Source organism: Brenneria goodwinii (genome assembly GCF_002291445.1).
Classification (GTDB): Bacteria; Pseudomonadota; Gammaproteobacteria; order Enterobacterales; family Enterobacteriaceae; genus Brenneria; species Brenneria goodwinii.
The window spans coordinates 844,272-860,907 of the sequence record NZ_CP014137.1; the positions used below are offsets into that span (position 1 = coordinate 844,272).

Sequence of the window (16,636 nt, forward strand, 5' to 3'; positions counted from 1 at the left end):
AGAAAGAGGATGTCCGGTTATCCTGAATACACGATTAAGTGGGTCACCCTGCCTTGGGAACGCCGTCAGGCTTACGCCCTGCGCCAGCGCGTGTTTTGTCAGGAGCAGGGGCTGTTTGAACAGCACGATCTCGACGAGATCGACAGCCAGGCTAAATTACTGGTGGCGTTGGGAACGCTGGCGGGCTGGCATGAAGAAGTGGTGGGAACGGTGCGCATCCATCAACCGCGGCCCGGCATCTGGTTTGGCTCGCGGCTGGCGGTGGACGATCGTTTTCGCCGTCAGGGACAGCTTGGCCCGATGTTGATCCGTCTGGCGGTCAGCAGCGCGCACGCGCTGGGCTGTAAGGAATTTTATGCCCATGTGCAGCAGCAGAACGAACCGCTATTCAAGCGCATGCACTGGCGCACGCTGGACAGCATAACCTTACGCGGCATCCCCCATGCTTTTATGCAGGCCGATCTGACGCATTATCCCCCTTGCCACGATCCGCTTAGCGGTATGGTGCTGGGCGGCCGCCTGCCGCGGGTGCCGGCGGAGCTGGCGCCGCTGATGATGAGGGTCGCCGGATGAGCCTCGCCTTACCTGATCTCCTGGATGCCGTACGGCGCGCCAGCGGGATCGCGCATAAACGCGATATTCAACTGGTCGCCAGCTCGCTGCGGGAGGCCTGGCCGCAGCATCCCCATCCGAACGGCGATGACTGCGCGGTAATCGACGCCGCCGGAGGCTTTAATCTGCTGGCGATGGAGGGCTTCATCAATGGCTTTGTGGAGCAGGATCCGTGGTTTGCCGGCTGGTGCGGGGTGATGGTCAATCTCAGCGATATCGCCGCGATGGGCGGACGCGCGCAGGCCATCGTCAATGCGCTGTGGAGCGCGCAGGACGATCGGGCCGAACTGATTTTACAAGGCATGGCGGCGGCCTCGCGCGCCTTTCAGGTGCCGATTGTCGGCGGGCATACCAACCTGCGCAGTAACCAATCACAGTTGGCGGTGGCGGTATTAGGCCACGCCCGACGGCTACTGAGCAGTTTTGCCGCAAGGGACGGGCTAACGCTGGTGGCCGCCATCAATTTACAGGGGCGCTGGCATCCGCCCGGCCTGAACTGGGACGCGGCGACCCGTGCCGATCCCGCCGCGCTGCGTCAGGCGTTGGCGATTCTGCCTGAACTGGCGGAGGCGCAATGGGTGACGGCCGCCAAAGATATCAGCCAGGCCGGACTGTTGGGCACGCTGGTGATGCTGCTGGAGAGCGCGCGACTCGGCGCCAGCATCGATCTTGACGCCATCCCCAAGCCGGACGAATGCGACTGGCAATCCTGGCTGTGCGCCTTTCCCAGCTTCGGCTTTCTGCTGGCCGTTGAGCCGCGGCGGGTTGAGACGGTTATCGCCCGCTTCAGCGCCGCGGGGATCGGTGCGGCGGCCATCGGGGCGTTTGACGATTCGCGCCGCCTCACCGTCTCCCGCAGCGGCGAACGCGACTGCTTCTGGGATTTGAACACCACACTATTAACCGGCATGGGCTGGTAACTTTCTGGAGGTAAACATGCCTGCAATGAACTTTGTCGTGCGCTGGCCGGACGGCAGCAAAGAGACGTGTTATTCCCCGTCCACCGCCATCGAAAAGCACCTTATCGTCAACCATCCCTATACGGTGGAGACGTTTGTGCGTATCGCCCAGGCCGCGTTGCACGAAGCCAGCGACCGCGTGGCGGCCAAATTCGGCTATGCCTGTTCCAGCGCCATGGATCAGTCCCACGCCATTGAACAGAAAGCCCGGCAGTTTGCCGCCGCCGATCCGGTGGTGGTGGAAGAAATTACCGTTATCGGTCAATGAATCAGGTGGATATCAACATGCAGCGTAAAGATTTTCCGGTGGTGATTATCGGCGGCGGACAGGCGGGTCTTGCCATGAGCTACTGTCTGACCCAGCGTCGCATCGATCATGTGATCCTTGAACGGCACCGGCTGGCCTGGGCATGGCGCGAGCAGCGCTGGGACAATTTCTGCCTGGTAACGCCCAACTGGCAGTGCAAGCTGCCGGGGTTTCCCTATGACGGCGACGATCCCGACGGCTTTATGGTGAAAGATCAGATTATCGATTACATCCAGCGCTATGCGGACAGTTTCAACGCGCCGCTGCGCGAGGGCATCAGCGTCAAGCTCGTCAGCCGGGACGGCGAGGGATATCGGCTTGCCACCAGCGACGGCGATTACCACGCCAAACAGGTGGTGGTAGCGGTCGGCAACTATCACCGCCGGCGTTTTCCCGCTATTTCAACGCGTTTACCGGCGTGGCTCACCCAGGTACATTCGGCGGATTACAAGTCCGAACGGCAGTTGCCGTCAGGCGAGGTGCTGGTGATCGGCTCCGCGCAGTCCGGGGCGCAGATTGCCGAGGATTTACACCTCGGCGGGCGTCAGGTACACCTGTGCGTCGGCAGCGCGCCGCGCGTGTCGCGCTTCTACCGCGGGCGCGATGTGGTCGCCTGGCTGGAGGACATGGGACATTACAAACTCACGGTTGACGATCACCCGCTGGGCGAGGATGCCCGGCGTAAAACCAATCATTATGTGACCGGGCGCGATGGCGGGCGGGATATCGATCTGCGCGCCTTTGCGCTACAGGGCATGCAGCTATACGGCCGACTGACGGATTACCGCGACGGCAAGCTCATCACCGCCGACGATCTGGCGCATAATCTTGATGCGGCCGACGCCACTTCACAGAAAATCAAAGACAGTATCGACGAGTGGATCGCGCAGCAGGGCGTCGATGCGCCCGATGAGCCGCGCTACCAACCGCTGTGGCGGCCGCAGAATCCGCCGAAGGAAATCGATCTGAATAAGACAGGGATAACCACTATTATCTGGGCGGTCGGGTTTGAGACCGATTTCAGTTGGATCGATGTGCCCGCTTTTGACGCCCGCGCATATCCTATCCATACCCGCGGACGTTCAACGTCGCCGGGACTGTATTTCCTCGGCCTGCCGTGGCTGTGGACCTGGGGATCGGGACGTTTCGAAGGCGTGGGCGAAGATGCCGAATACCTTGCCCGCAATATCGCCGAACGTAACGGCGTTATTGCATCCCAGGCGAAGGTGGCGACCAATGACGATGTCCTGTGATAAGGCGTCATTTTACTCAATCTTATTTCTTAAATAAGATGTGGTTTCCCGCCATAAATAAATGGATTATCCGTGAGTTAAGTAAATATTCTGACATGATAAGCATTATTCCTCCGCCATAATAAAATCTGGCCTTAATAGGCTAGATTGGAATTAGCTCACTCATCCTTTATTGCACTGTTATAGAACAAATGCACTAATTTGGTGGTGCGTTTTATTGCAATAACAACAAAAAATGTCACCCTTACCCCATTTTGCCGCATTGCGTTATTTCTATTTTTAAAAGTGAAAACATGCAGTTAATTTTTTTTAGCCTAAATATCGAACATGTGGCACAAAGCATGCTTGAATAGAAATATAGTTGCTTTTTGCAACTAATTGGAAAGGAAAATAAGATCTGGTATGGCAAATAAAACAAAAATATTAATTGATTATGTAACATTTAGGCTCGATATCCTGGTTAATTTCGCCAAACAAGAAGCCACGGAAAAATATGAGCAAGCCAGCGGCGTAAATTTGCGTGAGCTGCGGATCCTGCGCTATGCGGCGATAAAGCCCGGGCTCTCGCAGCGTAATTTAGCGGCGTTATGCTATTTGGAAAAAACCCAGATTTCAAAAATGGTATCCGGCCTGGTTAATCGCGGATTGTTATTACAGATGAAACGAAAAAGCGATAGCCGGACGGCTTCATTATGGTTAACCGATGCGGGCCAAGAGGTAGTGAATATATGTGACCAGATTGGTACGCGTCTGGAAAATGAAATGATGTCGGTGCTTACCAAAGAGGAGGAAAAGATTTTTAGACAGAATATTGAAAAGATTATCAATGGATTAGCGGTAAAGAACACAGAAAAAAATAAAGGAAAAAAACGAGCTTGATGGCAAAATCTTAATCAATAAACTCGTCATTTCTGATAAGAATTAAATCTTTTTAATCAATTTGTTAGGTGCAAGTTGGCTATCGAGCTGCTCGCCTGTCAGACGATTTTGTCAATCGTCTTAATCACCATAAATTTTTTATTTAAATCATTGAGCGTCAATATCGGGGGATTATTTCATGCATAGTTCAGGGGTAAAAAAATTATTAGCGTTGATGGTAGGCGTCTGTCTTATTAGCGGTGGAATGGCCTACGCCCAAGATAATAACAAGACATTGCGTATTGTTCCGCAGGCCGATCTTAAAATTCTGGATCCGATTTGGACAACGGCGTTTTCTACCCGTGCATACGGCTACATGGTTTACGACACGCTGTTCGGTATGGATGCGCAAAATAAAGTACAGCCGGAAATGGTGCAGAAATATGAAGTGAGCGACGATCGGATGGTCTGGACATTCACTCTACGCGATAAACTTTTTTTCAGCGACGGCAATCCGGTGACCAGCGCCGATGTTATCGCCTCGCTCCAGCGCTGGGGACAGCGGGATCCGTTAGGGCAGCGTATGCTGGCGGCCGTCGACAAGTTTGATGCCGTTAGCGATTCCACGTTCCGCATCACGTTAAACCATCCTTTCGGCATGGTGCTGGATGCGCTGGCGAAACCGTCGTCGGTGCCGGCATTCATTATGCCGGAACGGGTCGCCAAAACGCCGGCCAATCAGCAAATCAGCGAGACCACCGGCTCCGGCCCCTACATGCTGAAGAGTGATGAGTACCGTCCGGGTGAAAAGGTGGTTTTCGTCAAAAATCCGCACTACGTCGCCCGTGATGAAGCGCCGTCCGGCACCGCCGGCGGTAAACACGTCTATGTCGATCGCCTTGAATGGATCATTTTGAAAGATGCGCAGACGCAGGCCAACGCCTTGAGTAACGGCGAAGTCGATATGATCGAATGGCTGCCGTCGGAGCAATATGCGGCAATGCAGGCCAACCCGAAAATTACGCTGGAAAGCCAGACCGGTTTGTCGGTGGGGACGCTGCATATCAACCATCTGATCCCGCCGTTCAATAACCCCGATATCGCCAAAGCGGCGCTGATGGCCCTCAATCAGGAGGCGATTATGCGTGCGCAGCAGGTACATAAGGAACTCTACTCGACCTGTGTGTCCATTTATCCGTGCGGAACGGAATTTGCCTCCGATATCACTAACGGTTTTACCGGTGAGCCGCGTTTCGATGAAGCCAAAGCGCTGTTGAAAAAAGCCGGTTATGACGGTACGCCCGTGGTGCTGTTACAGGCGGCGGATTTTTCCATGATTAACAAATATCCCCTGGTGGCGGCGGCGCTATTGCGGCAGGCCGGTTTCACCGTGGATCTGCAATCGATGGACTGGTCGTCGCTGGTTACCCGGCGAACCAATCAGGGCGGCATCGCGCAGGGGGGATGGCACATATTCATCACCACCTGGGGCATGGCGGACAGCCTTAACCCGATGTTTATGCCGCAGTTGACGGGCAACGGCACCAAGGGCTTCTTTGGCTGGGCCACCGATCCGCAGCTTGAGCAACTGAAAGATAAATTCCAGGCCGCCGCCAGCGAGGAAGAACGCAAAGCATTGGCTACCCAGATCCAGCAGCGGGTGTTCGACGCGGCGATATTTGCGCCCATTGGCAATTTCCGTCCGATGGTGGCTTACCGTAAAGGCGTGGTTTCTGGTCTGGTTCCGGCGCCGGTCACGGTACTGTGGAATTTGAAAAAGAACTGAAAGGGCACAGGAGCGAATTATGCTGTTATTTCTCGTACGCAGGATCCTTGCCACCATTCCGGTACTGGTGATTGTCGCGCTGATTGTTTTTCTCATGCTTCGGTTGGCGCCTGGCGACCCGGCCGCGGTGATTGTCGGTAATAACGGAACCGCGGAGGATATGCTACGGGTGCGTAACGCGCTTGGGCTGGACTCCTCGCTGCCGGTACAGTTCGTCCGCTGGGGAGAACAGCTGCTTAGAGGCAACCTGGGCGAGTCCTTTTTCGTCAAGGAAAAGGTCACCGTACTGATTGCGCAACGTCTGGAACCCACAGTCTCTTTGGCTCTGATTACCTTGCTGTTCACCATCCTGATAGCCGTTCCCCTGGGCGTTATTGCGGCGTCCCGGCGGAACGGCTGGTTGGATAAAACGCTGATGAATCTTTCCGTACTGGGTTTCTCCATCCCATCATTCATCATCGGCTATGTCCTGATTAATTTCTTTGCCCTTAAATTTCAGTGGTTTCCCGCTCAGGGATATTCCCGTTTGGCTGATGGCGCCTGGCCCTGGTTCAAGGGGTTGATATTGCCGTCGCTCACGCTCTCGACGGTGTATATCTCCCTGATCGCCAGGGTTACCCGGGCCGCCGTGGTGGAAACGTTGGCGGAGGATTACATTCGCACCGCGCGCGCCAAGGGGATTTCCGCGCGCCGGGTACTGATAAAACATGCGCTTAGCAACGCCGCCGTGCCGATCGTGACGGTAATCGGTATCGGTATCGCATTACTGATTGGCGGGGTGGTGGTCACTGAAAATGTCTTTGCCCTGCCGGGGTTGGGGCAGTTGACCATTGATGCGGTGATGTCTCGCGATTTTCCGTTGATTCAAGGAATTACGCTGTTCTTTTCGGTGATTTACGTACTGATAAATTTATTGATCGATCTGAGCTACCTGCTATTCGATCCGCGCATTCGTTATTAACGTTTGAACGAATGTCATAAGGAAACGCTGTATGGCTACACAGATTTTTCAACCTGAGAGTGTGGCGATCGTAAAGCCGATCGCCGGTATCTTTCGTCGTATTCTTGCCAATCCGCTGGTGAGGCTTGGCGGGAGCGTCTTGTTGTTATTGATTGTGATGGCAATCTTTGCCCCCTGGCTGGGCACGATCGATCCCACGGCGATGGATCCGGTCAGCGCCAATCTGCTGCCCTGGACCCGCGCCGAATTCAACAGCCTGACCGGCGAGGTGTTTACCCATCATTTTTATATGGGATCCGACAGCCTGGGGCGGGATATCTACAGCCGGGTGATCTTCGGCAGCCGCATCTCGCTCACTATCGGTATTTCGGTGGCGCTGATTGCCGTTGTGCTGGGCATGCCGCTGGGTTTAATCAGCGGTTATTTTCGCCGCGTCGACAGCGTCATCATGCGCACCATGGACGGCGTGATGGCGATCCCCAGCATGTTGTTCGCCATCAGCCTGGTGGCGCTGTTCGGCGGCAATCTGCTAACCGTGGTGCTGGCGATAGCCATTCCCGAAGTACCCCGGGTGGCGCGGCTGGTTCGTTCCGTGGTGCTGAGTATTCGTGACGAGGCCTATGTGGAAGCGGCGCTGATGCTGGGAACGCCAATCAGAAAAATCATCTGGCGGCATATCCTGCCTAACGCCGCCGCGCCATTGATTATTCAGGGAACCTATATTTGCGCCACGGCGATTCTGGTCGAAGCGATTCTCTCCTTCCTTGGCGTGGGATTACCGGCCGAGATGGCGACTTGGGGCAATATCATGGCCGAGGGGCGCGCGCAATTTAATCAATATCCGCATAACGTCTGGTTCCCCGGTCTTTTCCTGGCGCTTACCGTGTTGGCGGTAAACATTCTGGGCGATGGGTTACGTGACACGCTGGATCCCAGATTCAATAAACGCGGAGGCTAAGCCATGACGAACACTTTACACGATCGCCCGGCGGCGGTGCTGTTGGTAAAAAATTTGTCGATCGCCTTACCCGCCGGCGCGGACCGGCCGGATGCGGTGCAGGACATTTCGTTTGACGTTTATGCCGGTCAGACGCTGTGTCTGCTGGGCGAGTCGGGGTCGGGCAAGTCGGTGATCGCCAGCGCGGTGATGGGCCTGATGGCGCCCGGCCTGTACGCCAGGAGCGGTGAAATCCGCTTGCAGGGCGAGGATGTGCTGGCGGTTAATGAAACGCGCTTGCGCCAGCTACGTGGCGCGGTGGCGTCCATGGTCTTTCAGGAACCGATGACCGCGCTTAACCCGGTTATGCGCTGCGGCGAACAGGTGGATGAAATGCTTGCCGCACACGTCGACGAGAGCGGCGCCGAGCGGAAAAAACGTATTCTGGCACTGTTCGCGCGAATCCGTCTGCCGGAGCCGGAGCGGATTTATCAATCCTATCCGCATCAGTTATCCGGCGGGCAGCGGCAACGTATCGTTATCGCCATGGCGCTGATCCTTAAACCGGCGCTATTAATCTGCGATGAGCCGACTACGGCGCTGGATGTGACGACGCAGGCGGAGATTCTTAAATTAATCAAAGAGCTGCAGGCAGAGAATAACACTGCGGTACTGTTTATTACCCATGATTTCGGCGTGGTGGCTGAATTGGCCGATCGGGTGGTGGTGCTCAGGCTGGGTGAAATGATTGAGCAGGGAGATAAGGCGGAAGTGCTTCAGCATCCTGCGGAATCTTATACCCGGATGTTGATCTCGGCGGTGCCGGAACTGGCGCCGGCGCAGCGCCGCCAGGTCGCGAAAGTTTACCCGTTGCTGGAAGTCAAGGATCTGAGTAAAACCTATGTCAGCGGAAGTTGGCCGGGAAAGCGGCGCGAAGTGTTTGCGGCCAAAAGTATCTCCTTGCTGGTTCGCCCCTCGGAAACGGTTGGGATTGTGGGCGAATCGGGATCCGGCAAATCCACCGTGGCGCGCTGTATCGCGCGTATTATCGAACCCAATAGCGGCGATATCTTTGCCGACGGCCATTCGGTCGGCCAGGTTAGCGGCCGTGATTTGTTGCCGTTTCGCAAAACGGTGCAAATGGTTTTTCAAGATCCTTACCGCTCTCTTAATCCACGCCAAACCATTGGCGACTCCATTATGGAAGGCCCGCTGAATTTTGGCGTGCCCCGAGCCAAAGCCTGGGCGAAAGCGCAGGAGTTGATGGGGCTGGTGCGGATGAAACCGGAAGCGTTGTATCGTTATCCTAATGAGTTTTCCGGCGGGCAGCGACAGCGGATTTCTATCGCCCGGGCGCTGGCTTGCGAACCGAAAGTGCTGATTGCGGATGAAGCGGTATCGGCTCTGGACGTATCGGTGCAGGATCAGATCCTGAAATTGCTTGATGAGATTCAACAGCGGCTAGCGCTGGGCATCCTGTTTATCACGCACGATCTGCGCGTAGCCAGCCAAATTTGCGATCGCGTTCTGGTGATGCGCGCGGGAGAAATCGTCGAGCAGGGCGATATCCAGGATGTTTTCTTTAATCCGCAACATGCCTATACGCAGAAATTGCTGGCCGCGGCGCCAGGGCAGGGATTTATCTTTGCAAAACATGCCTGATCGCGCCCGGGAACCGGTGGCTTTCCGCCGCCGGTCAAGGCGGGTCGCAGGGGAGTTTATGATCTGATGGAGAATGATGTTGTCTTATTCAACTAATAATATTTCGCATGATGAGGCGGCTGGTATTGTCGATCTGAGCGCTTTGGCGCTTGCCGAACGGATCCGGACGGCAACGCTTTCCTGCCGCGAGGTTATGGAAGCCTACCTGGCGCATATCGATCGATTTAACCCTCGGATTAACGCGATTGTTTCCCGCGTTGAGTCTGCGGAATTACTGGCGCAGGCCGATCGATGCGATGCGGAACTGGCGCAAGGGCATTATCGCGGTATTTTGCACGGCATGCCCCAGGCGCCTAAAGATTTGGCCGCCGTAAAAGGTATGGTTACGTCGATGGGTTCGCCGATATTCAAACATCAGGTGCCCGCCCGCGACGGGCTGAGTATTGAGCGGATACGCGCGGCAGGCGCTATTTTTATCGGGCGCACCAATACGTCTGAATTCGGTTTGGGTTCCCATAGCTACAATTCGGTACACGGGGTGACTCGTAATCCGTGGGATCCCGATCGTTCGGCCGGAGGAAGCAGCGGCGGCGCGGGTGCGGCGCTGGCGGCAAGAATGCTGCCCGTCGCAGATGGCAGCGATATGATGGGATCGTTGCGTAATCCCGCCGCTTTCAACAATGTTTTCGGCATGCGGCCATCGCAGGGACGGGTGCCGTATGGCCTTGGCGGCGAACTGTTTTTCCAGCAGCTTTCCACCGAAGGGGCCATGGCGCGCACCATCCCCGATGTGGCGATGATGCTGCAACTGATATCGGGTCCCGATCCCCGCATCCCCTTGTCGCTCAGGAGCAAACCGGAGGATTTCAGCCTTAGCCTGACGCGCGATGTTTCCGGCGTCCGCATCGGCTGGCTGGGGGATCTGGACGGCTATCTGCCGATGGAACGCGACGTGCTGACAACATGCGCCGAGGCGCTGACCACGTTCGCCGATATCGGCTGCCGGGTGTCGGCCGCCGCTTTGTCCATGTCGGCGGAGGAATTATGGAACAGCTGGGTAACGCTGCGCTCATTTCTTATTTCGGGCAATCTTGCCGCCTGTTACGACGATAAGGACAAGCGCGCGCTGCTGAAACCGGAGGCGATCTGGGAAATCGAGCAGGGGCTGGCATTATCCTCCCGCGATATTTATCGCGCATCCGTCATCCGCAGCGCCTGGTATCGGCGGTTGCTGGATATGTTCACGCAGTATGATTTTCTGGCGATCCCCAGCAGTCAGGTCGCGCCTTTCCCGGTGGAGCAGCACTGGCCGTCGCAAATTGGCGATCGCCAGATGGATACCTATCATCGCTGGATGGAAGTGGTGATATTGGCCTCGCTGGCGGGCGCGCCGGCCTTAAGCGTGCCGGCCGGCTTTACCGCCGCTGGATTGCCGGTGGGGTTACAGATTATCGGCCCGCCGCAGGCGGATTTTTCGGTGCTGCAACTGGGGCAGGCTTATGATCGGGCCAGCGGTTGGAGTCAGCGGAAGCCGGTTTTATCCGACCATTAAAACGGCGAGCGCCGCGTCACCGGCATCCTTGTCCGTCGGTTTTTCCCGCGCGTCCGGCGTAATGCGCCTGCTTAGGGAAGACGAAGCGGGATTGTCCGCATCGTGAGCGGGCAAAAGCAGATTACGCCGTTGGCCGGCCGCTGATGATCCCCTTCACCCGCGTTGATCAACTTTGGGCAATCAGCTGCGTTTTTATATCGGCGGGCGGCGCGTAGTAGGGTGAGGAGGTTATCAGCAGCGAAACGCCGGTACGGGCGTAGGCTTCAATGCTCTCCAGATTGATCCCGCCGGCCAGCGCCAGACGGCATGAGGGCGCGATCTGCGCGGCAAGCGCTTGCAACGGCGAGATAGCCTCAATGGCGAACTTGTCCAACTGCAGGATATCGGGAGCGGCTTGCAGCGCGCGTTCGGCGTCCTGCAAGGTATTCGCCTCAACGACGAGCGTTTTTTCAGGGGCGTTGCGGCGTAGGGCGGCGATCATTCCCGACCAGTCTTCCCGATCGCGCCAAAATTCGCGATGGTTGGCGAACAGCAGAATGCTTTCCGCCGTACCCAGTCGGTGGATGATGCCGCCGCCGGCGATAACGGCCTGCGTGGCCAGCAGCTTGGTGCCAGGAATGGTTTTGCGCGTACAGGCGATTTTCCCCTCCGCGTTGTGGCGCCGCAGGATTTGCATCATCCTGAACATATAGTCGGTTACGCCGCAGCTCCATTCCAGAATGTTTTGCGCGGTTTTCCAGCCCTGATGCAGCGCATCCGCCCGGCCTTTGGCGACCAGCAGGATATCGTCGGCTTCCAGGAGCTGTCCGTCCTCGGCGGCCGTTTCGATCTTCAGACCCAACCGCAACAGTACGCGCCGGGCGGCGTCGATGCCGCTGACGCATCCGCCCTGACGGTGCTGATAGACTATCTTTCCCCGCCGTGAGCCGATTCCCAGCGCCCGCGTGGTCAAATCGCCGCCCTGAATATCATCTTGCAGCCATTGTTCGAGTTGAGAGTCCGGTAGAAAAACCATTCTGAGCCCCTTGCAACGCCGATGTCTGTGAGGAATAAGAATAAACGCGCCGGGAGAATTACGCCATCGCAGCCTCTCCTCGGTAGCGCCGGGGTTCTGGCATCATAGTCGCCAACATTGTGGTCAATGCGGCTTTCTTTTCATCGTCCATTTAGGTTGCCTGTATGAGAGTCTCTGATGCTTTTCCGTTACTTGATATGGCATGGCGGCAGGGATGCCATACCGATGGAGATCGGCTAAGATGACGTTCAAATCATGACGGGAGATCGCCATCATACTGAATGTTCTTACGGGATTACTGTTACCCATGATAGCCATGTTTTTTGTGCCGCAACCGCTAATGTGGGCGATGGGGTTCTGGTGTTTGCTGTCAGCATCTCGGGCGATGATGTGGTGTGTGTTCAGATCGAGTCGGTTGGAAACGCTGATTCCATCTTGGATATTGGGGGGCATTCTGGCGATTATTTGCGCTATGTTCCTTACGCTGTCCGGCTGGTTTTTCCCTCTGCTGGCCAGCGTAGCCACCCTTGCCGTACTGCTAATATTGACCACGTACTGGGAAGATAAAGTCGGTCTGCTTGATCTCGAATCCTCCCATCATTTACAACCCTCGCCCCGTTCGATATTGCGAATGACTCATGAAACCTTTACCAGTCCCACCACCCGAGATATGTCGCTATCGGAAACGGAGGTACGCATGCTGGTCGAGCGAGAGCGGATTGATGGGCAGGTCTATGACTATGAATGTCTACTGCCGGAAAAACAAGTGATTAGCTGGTCCGGCTCTCCTATCCGTTTTTCTGCGGATGGACGCTATGGTATCGCTGCGCTTATGCAGGGTGGTTTATACATCTGTGACAGGAAGCATTATCTGCAATTCGAATTGTACGGCAAATCGTTGCCGGCAGCGCAGGATATCGCCTTGTGTCCCGGTGAGTCCGGGCGGCTAACCTTACAACAATTTTTTTATGAGCTGAAGTCTATCCGGCCCTATCCTCAGATAAATCTGCGCAAGTTTGCTCCCTACCATCGCTGTGATTACATTGTCGCCGAGGATGAAGACCTGATAGCGGTTTCCGGTCAGGCCGCCAGATTTATAGGAAAACCGATTGACGAGTTGTTTGACAGGATAGGACGACGCATCAGCGATGACATAGACAGCGATAAAGGTTTTGGTACTTATGAATGGCATACCGCCACCAAGATACTCCAAGCTAGGTCATCGTCGAACATCATCACAAGTATAGGAATTTCAGACCGTCCGCTGGACGCCGGTGAGAGAAGAGCAGTAAAACCTTCCCGCTCCAGCGGATAAGCGCCAAACGTCTTTCCTCCTTTGGCTGCGACAACCTGACTGATGTTGCCACACTTCAGACAGGCAATGGTGCCCTAACTGGAAGAGACCCCCACTTCCCCGTCTATTACGTATGGTACCGTCAGAAAGTTCGGCATCTACGTCAATGTTCAGGAACAAGGCGCCAATTTGCCGCATATGAGGCGTTTTTTTACCGGGAATTTCTCCGTAAAACAGTGGATAAACTGTTTGACTGTCCGCGTACTAACGGATACATTGCGGCAATGATGATAAACCACCCCGATCGCGATCAGATTCGACTGGAAAATGTGCTAGCTGCGCTGGGCAATCCCTTGCGGCTGACGGTGGTGCGCGTACTGGCTAACGGCGGCGAGTTCGCATGCAGTGCGGTGTTGAAGGGGATTCCGAAATCGACGCTGACCCATCATTGGCGTGTGCTGCGCGACAGCGGCGTTATCTGGCAGCGTCCCTACGGGCGAGAAAACTTGCTCTCGCTGCGCCGGGACGATCTGGATGCGCGTTTCCCCGGACTGCTTGACTCGCTGCTGAATGCCGTTCAGCAAGATCCCATCACCGAAGAGTCGACGTCAAGAAATCTGCCCTCTGCCTGAAGGTCGACGCCATTTTTCGATTAATTGCCCCCTTTTTCTATCCCTTCCGCGCCGGCGATATCAACAAATCGGCTGATGGAATAAATCGCACAATTCGGACCGATTTATCTTCAAATAGTATATTATTTGTCAAATCCGTTTATACCCCGCGGCTGGAAAGGCTACGGGGTATATAGAGCTTTTTATCCACTCAGAAAGACAGGTCTATGAGCAACAAATATCGTGTATTTATTGACGGTCAGGCGGGCACCACCGGGTTGCAGATACAGCAACGCCTGGTCAACCACCCTCATATCGAACTTCTCAACATTGAAGAGGATAGACGTAAAGAGGCTGAAGCTCGTCAGGAGATGATGTCCACCGCCGATATCACTATTTTGTGCCTGCCGGATGCTGCCGCGCGTGAAGCGGTTGCGCTCGCCGATGCGGTTGGCGCGCGGGTATTGGATGCCAGCTCGGCGCACCGCACCGAAACGGGCTGGGTTTACGGTATGCCGGAACTGGCCGACGATCAGCGCGAAAAAATCCGTCAGGCCAGCCACGTTTCCAACCCGGGCTGTTATGCGACGGGCGTCATCACGCTACTGGCGCCGCTGGTAAGCAAAGGGCTAATCGGCGCGGAGACTCCGCTGTCGATTAACGCCATCTCCGGCTATAGCGGCGGCGGCAAAGCGATGATTGAACGTTATCAGCACGATGCTGCCGGCTACGCCGCTTATGGACTGGGGTTCGATCATAAGCATCTGAAAGAAATGCAAAAATGGAGCGGACTCGCTACCCGGCCAATATTTCAGCCGGCGGTAGGCAACTACGCCCAGGGGATGCTGGTATTTATCCCGTTGAATATGGATGTGGACGGCAATAGCGTTTACCGTGCGTTGAATGAGTTTTATGACGGTGAACAGTTTATCAAGGTGAAAAGCCTTAACGCCGTACCGGAAGAGAGCGCGCCATATCTGATGCCGGAAACGCTTAATAACAGCAATATGCTGGAGCTGTTTGTTTTTTCTCATCCTGAATATAAACAAACCATGCTGGTATCGCGTTTGGATAACTTAGGTAAGGGGGCGTCGGGCGCGGCGGTTCAGAACCTGAACGTTATGCTGGGGCTGCCGGAAGATATCTGCGTCAATCTGTCCGTTTTATAAGATACCTTGGGTAAAACGTAATAACCGGGGGTGGATTTCCACTCCTGGGGTTATGTCATAAACAGGCCTCGGTAAGAAAAGGGACGATGCCGTCAGGATTTAGGCAGCAATTTCTCAACCAGCGACGTCCATGATTCGACGCCGGGCTTAATTAGTTCGTCATTAAAATCGTAATAGGCATTATGCAGCGGTTTGGAGGGTGTTGAACCATCGGAGCCCAGCCAGAAATAAGCGCCGGGGCAGCTTTCCAGCATGCAGGCGAAATCCTCGGAAGCCATGGATGGGTTGATTTGCCAATGCACGTTGGACTCGCCTAATGCATGACTGAGGGCGTCACGAACATTTAGCGCTTCCTGTTCGTGGTTCAAAGTTACCGGATACCCCGGATAGTAGGATATTTCGCCCGTTACGCCGAAAACGCGGGGAAGATTGGTAACAAATTCATCAATCAACGCTTTAACCTTAATTCTTACATCGGTTTGTAAACATCGCATGGTTCCCCGCAGCGTGACTTTCTCCGGGATAACGTTAATCGCTTCTCCGCCGGCAATCTGGGTAATGCTGATCACCGCGGAAGACTGGGGCGACAAGCGGCGGGCGGAGATCGTTTGCAGGGACAGTATCAATTGGGACGCGGCGACGATAGGGTCTGCGCCGTTCTCCGGCATCGCGGCATGGCAGCTTTTCCCGGTAAGAACAATTTCGAAAGAGTCCAACGAGGCCATCATGACGCCGCTGCTTAAGCCAACATGGCCGACCGGTAATCCGGGCCAGTTATGCAGAGCGTAAATCCCGTCCATCGGAAAGCGTTCGAATAATCCATCGGCCACCATTTTGTAGGCGCCGCCAAGATTCTCTTCGGCGGGTTGAAACACAAAATGTACGGTGCCACTGAAATTACGGGTTTCGCTTAAGTGCCTGGCGGCAGCGAGTAAAATCGCCGTGTGCCCATCATGGCCGCAGGCATGCATTACGCCTCGGTTGCGGGATTTGTAGCTGATGTCGCTGAGCTCGGTAATCGGTAACGCATCCATATCGGCGCGCAGTCCAATGGTCGGCCCTTGGCCATTCTCCAGCGTCGCCACGATACCCGTGCCGCCCAGCCCGGTATGAACCTGAAGACCAAATGAAGTAAGCAATTCGGCTACCCGTTTAGATGTAGCGTGTTCTTCATACCCTAATTCGGGAGCAGCATGAAACTCATGACGCCATGCGGTGGCTTCAGCGATTAAATGTTGTGAAATAGGCATCAGGTTATTCCTCTACAGCACCATGATTAAAACCAAACTTTGTCTAGCCGCCGGACGGCCATATATGCGCAAAGACGGTGACGTGAATCGGGTTATCGCCATTGATGCGGAATGTGCTGGTGCGCTTTCCTGCATGGAACGGACATGCCAGACATGGTCTGGGATTATCGATCGGCCCGACTTCGGCCGTTTATCTTCCGGATTGCCAACATGATTTTGGCGGAAGCTCCGGCTAAATCGGAAATGAATTTTTCGAATATCGTATTCCTAACTGATAGGTGCGAAACCGGCGCATTTCTGGTTTGTATGGCCTGTAGGGCGTCTTACCGGGCCGTCGCGACCATAAATCTAATAGATTTTGAGGTTCGGGCCTGAAAACAACGCATCTATTCTTTCAGGCCGTAGGCGGT

15 protein-coding genes are annotated in these 16,636 nt (G+C 55.2%); 13 read left to right on the plus strand and 2 right to left on the minus strand.

Features of this window, described 5'->3' with window-relative positions:
* Window positions 1-9: 9 nt before the first annotated feature.
* From ACN28R_RS03750 to ACN28R_RS03795, 10 genes are all read left to right on the plus strand, one after another.
* Window positions 10-573: an MSMEG_0567/Sll0786 family nitrogen starvation N-acetyltransferase gene (locus ACN28R_RS03750; RefSeq protein ID WP_095833625.1), complete on the plus strand. Its 564-nt coding sequence runs from the start codon at window positions 10-12 to the stop codon at window positions 571-573.
* Complete coding sequence (locus tag ACN28R_RS03755; RefSeq protein WP_095833626.1) at window positions 570-1,532, plus strand: sll0787 family AIR synthase-like protein; 963 nt, start codon at window positions 570-572, stop codon at window positions 1,530-1,532. The genes ACN28R_RS03750 and ACN28R_RS03755 overlap by 4 nt, the downstream gene beginning before the upstream one ends.
* 16 nt (window positions 1,533-1,548) lie before the next feature.
* Window positions 1,549-1,839: an MSMEG_0570 family nitrogen starvation response protein gene (locus tag ACN28R_RS03760; RefSeq protein WP_048638204.1), complete on the plus strand. Its 291-nt coding sequence runs from the start codon at window positions 1,549-1,551 to the stop codon at window positions 1,837-1,839.
* A 17-nt stretch (window positions 1,840-1,856) separates the two neighbouring features.
* Entirely contained in the window at window positions 1,857-3,131 is a 1,275-nt protein-coding gene (locus tag ACN28R_RS03765; protein WP_095835717.1) for an MSMEG_0569 family flavin-dependent oxidoreductase, read from the plus strand.
* 402 nt (window positions 3,132-3,533) lie between these two features.
* On the plus strand, window positions 3,534-4,010 hold the full coding sequence (locus ACN28R_RS03770; RefSeq protein WP_095833627.1) for a MarR family winged helix-turn-helix transcriptional regulator: 477 nt from the start codon (window positions 3,534-3,536) through the stop codon (window positions 4,008-4,010).
* Window positions 4,011-4,188: 178 nt separating this feature from the next.
* Window positions 4,189-5,775 carry an ABC transporter substrate-binding protein gene (locus tag ACN28R_RS03775; protein ID WP_220701774.1) on the plus strand — a complete coding sequence of 529 codons (1,587 nt, stop codon included), beginning with the start codon at window positions 4,189-4,191 and terminating at the stop codon, window positions 5,773-5,775.
* Between the two features lie 19 nt (window positions 5,776-5,794).
* Complete coding sequence (locus ACN28R_RS03780; RefSeq protein WP_048638207.1) at window positions 5,795-6,736, plus strand: ABC transporter permease; 942 nt, start codon at window positions 5,795-5,797, stop codon at window positions 6,734-6,736.
* Between the two features lie 31 nt (window positions 6,737-6,767).
* Window positions 6,768-7,694 carry an ABC transporter permease gene (locus ACN28R_RS03785; protein WP_095833629.1) on the plus strand — a complete coding sequence of 309 codons (927 nt, stop codon included), beginning with the start codon at window positions 6,768-6,770 and terminating at the stop codon, window positions 7,692-7,694.
* A 3-nt stretch (window positions 7,695-7,697) separates the two neighbouring features.
* Complete coding sequence (locus tag ACN28R_RS03790) at window positions 7,698-9,335, plus strand: dipeptide ABC transporter ATP-binding protein (RefSeq protein WP_095833630.1); 1,638 nt, start codon at window positions 7,698-7,700, stop codon at window positions 9,333-9,335.
* 79 nt (window positions 9,336-9,414) lie between these two features.
* Window positions 9,415-10,887: an amidase gene (locus ACN28R_RS03795; RefSeq protein ID WP_220701773.1), complete on the plus strand. Its 1,473-nt coding sequence runs from the start codon at window positions 9,415-9,417 to the stop codon at window positions 10,885-10,887.
* A gap of 166 nt (window positions 10,888-11,053) precedes the next feature.
* Here ACN28R_RS03795 and modD read toward each other — a convergent pair whose 3' ends face one another.
* Complete coding sequence (gene modD / locus ACN28R_RS03800; protein WP_048638210.1) at window positions 11,054-11,902, minus strand: ModD protein; 849 nt, start codon at window positions 11,900-11,902, stop codon at window positions 11,054-11,056.
* Window positions 11,903-12,317: 415 nt separating this feature from the next.
* On the opposite strand from modD, the gene ACN28R_RS03805 reads away from it, so the two are divergent.
* From ACN28R_RS03805 to argC, 3 genes are all read left to right on the plus strand, one after another.
* A complete protein-coding gene (locus ACN28R_RS03805; RefSeq protein WP_145957957.1) occupies window positions 12,318-13,217 on the plus strand; it encodes a hypothetical protein in 900 nt (299 codons plus the stop codon).
* A gap of 263 nt (window positions 13,218-13,480) precedes the next feature.
* Complete coding sequence (locus tag ACN28R_RS03810; protein WP_048639868.1) at window positions 13,481-13,828, plus strand: ArsR/SmtB family transcription factor; 348 nt, start codon at window positions 13,481-13,483, stop codon at window positions 13,826-13,828.
* A gap of 206 nt (window positions 13,829-14,034) precedes the next feature.
* Window positions 14,035-14,976, plus strand: coding sequence for an N-acetyl-gamma-glutamyl-phosphate reductase (gene argC, locus ACN28R_RS03815; RefSeq protein ID WP_095833632.1), 942 nt, complete (start codon window positions 14,035-14,037; stop codon window positions 14,974-14,976).
* A 92-nt stretch (window positions 14,977-15,068) separates the two neighbouring features.
* Here argC and ACN28R_RS03820 read toward each other — a convergent pair whose 3' ends face one another.
* Window positions 15,069-16,226 carry a M20 aminoacylase family protein gene (locus ACN28R_RS03820; protein ID WP_095833633.1) on the minus strand — a complete coding sequence of 386 codons (1,158 nt, stop codon included), beginning with the start codon at window positions 16,224-16,226 and terminating at the stop codon, window positions 15,069-15,071.
* Between the last annotated feature and the right edge of the window lie 410 nt (window positions 16,227-16,636).

Excerpts from the sequence above, each read along its gene's own strand:
- ACN28R_RS03785 (WP_095833629.1), top strand. The coding sequence starts at position 6,768 with ATGGCTACACAGATTTTTCAACCTGAGAGTGTGGCGATCGTAAAGCCG.
- argC (WP_095833632.1), top strand. The coding sequence starts at position 14,035 with ATGAGCAACAAATATCGTGTATTTATTGACGGTCAGGCGGGCACCACC.
- ACN28R_RS03760 (WP_048638204.1), top strand. The coding sequence starts at position 1,549 with ATGCCTGCAATGAACTTTGTCGTGCGCTGGCCGGACGGCAGCAAAGAG.
- ACN28R_RS03810 (WP_048639868.1), top strand. The coding sequence starts at position 13,481 with ATGATGATAAACCACCCCGATCGCGATCAGATTCGACTGGAAAATGTG.
- ACN28R_RS03770 (WP_095833627.1), top strand. The coding sequence starts at position 3,534 with ATGGCAAATAAAACAAAAATATTAATTGATTATGTAACATTTAGGCTC.
- ACN28R_RS03755 (WP_095833626.1), top strand. The coding sequence starts at position 570 with ATGAGCCTCGCCTTACCTGATCTCCTGGATGCCGTACGGCGCGCCAGC.
- ACN28R_RS03775 (WP_220701774.1), top strand. The coding sequence starts at position 4,189 with ATGCATAGTTCAGGGGTAAAAAAATTATTAGCGTTGATGGTAGGCGTC.
- ACN28R_RS03780 (WP_048638207.1), top strand. The coding sequence starts at position 5,795 with ATGCTGTTATTTCTCGTACGCAGGATCCTTGCCACCATTCCGGTACTG.
- ACN28R_RS03765 (WP_095835717.1), top strand. The coding sequence starts at position 1,857 with ATGCAGCGTAAAGATTTTCCGGTGGTGATTATCGGCGGCGGACAGGCG.
- ACN28R_RS03790 (WP_095833630.1), top strand. The coding sequence starts at position 7,698 with ATGACGAACACTTTACACGATCGCCCGGCGGCGGTGCTGTTGGTAAAA.
- modD (WP_048638210.1), bottom strand. The coding sequence starts at position 11,902 with ATGGTTTTTCTACCGGACTCTCAACTCGAACAATGGCTGCAAGATGAT.
- ACN28R_RS03750 (WP_095833625.1), top strand. The coding sequence starts at position 10 with ATGTCCGGTTATCCTGAATACACGATTAAGTGGGTCACCCTGCCTTGG.
- ACN28R_RS03820 (WP_095833633.1), bottom strand. The coding sequence starts at position 16,226 with ATGCCTATTTCACAACATTTAATCGCTGAAGCCACCGCATGGCGTCAT.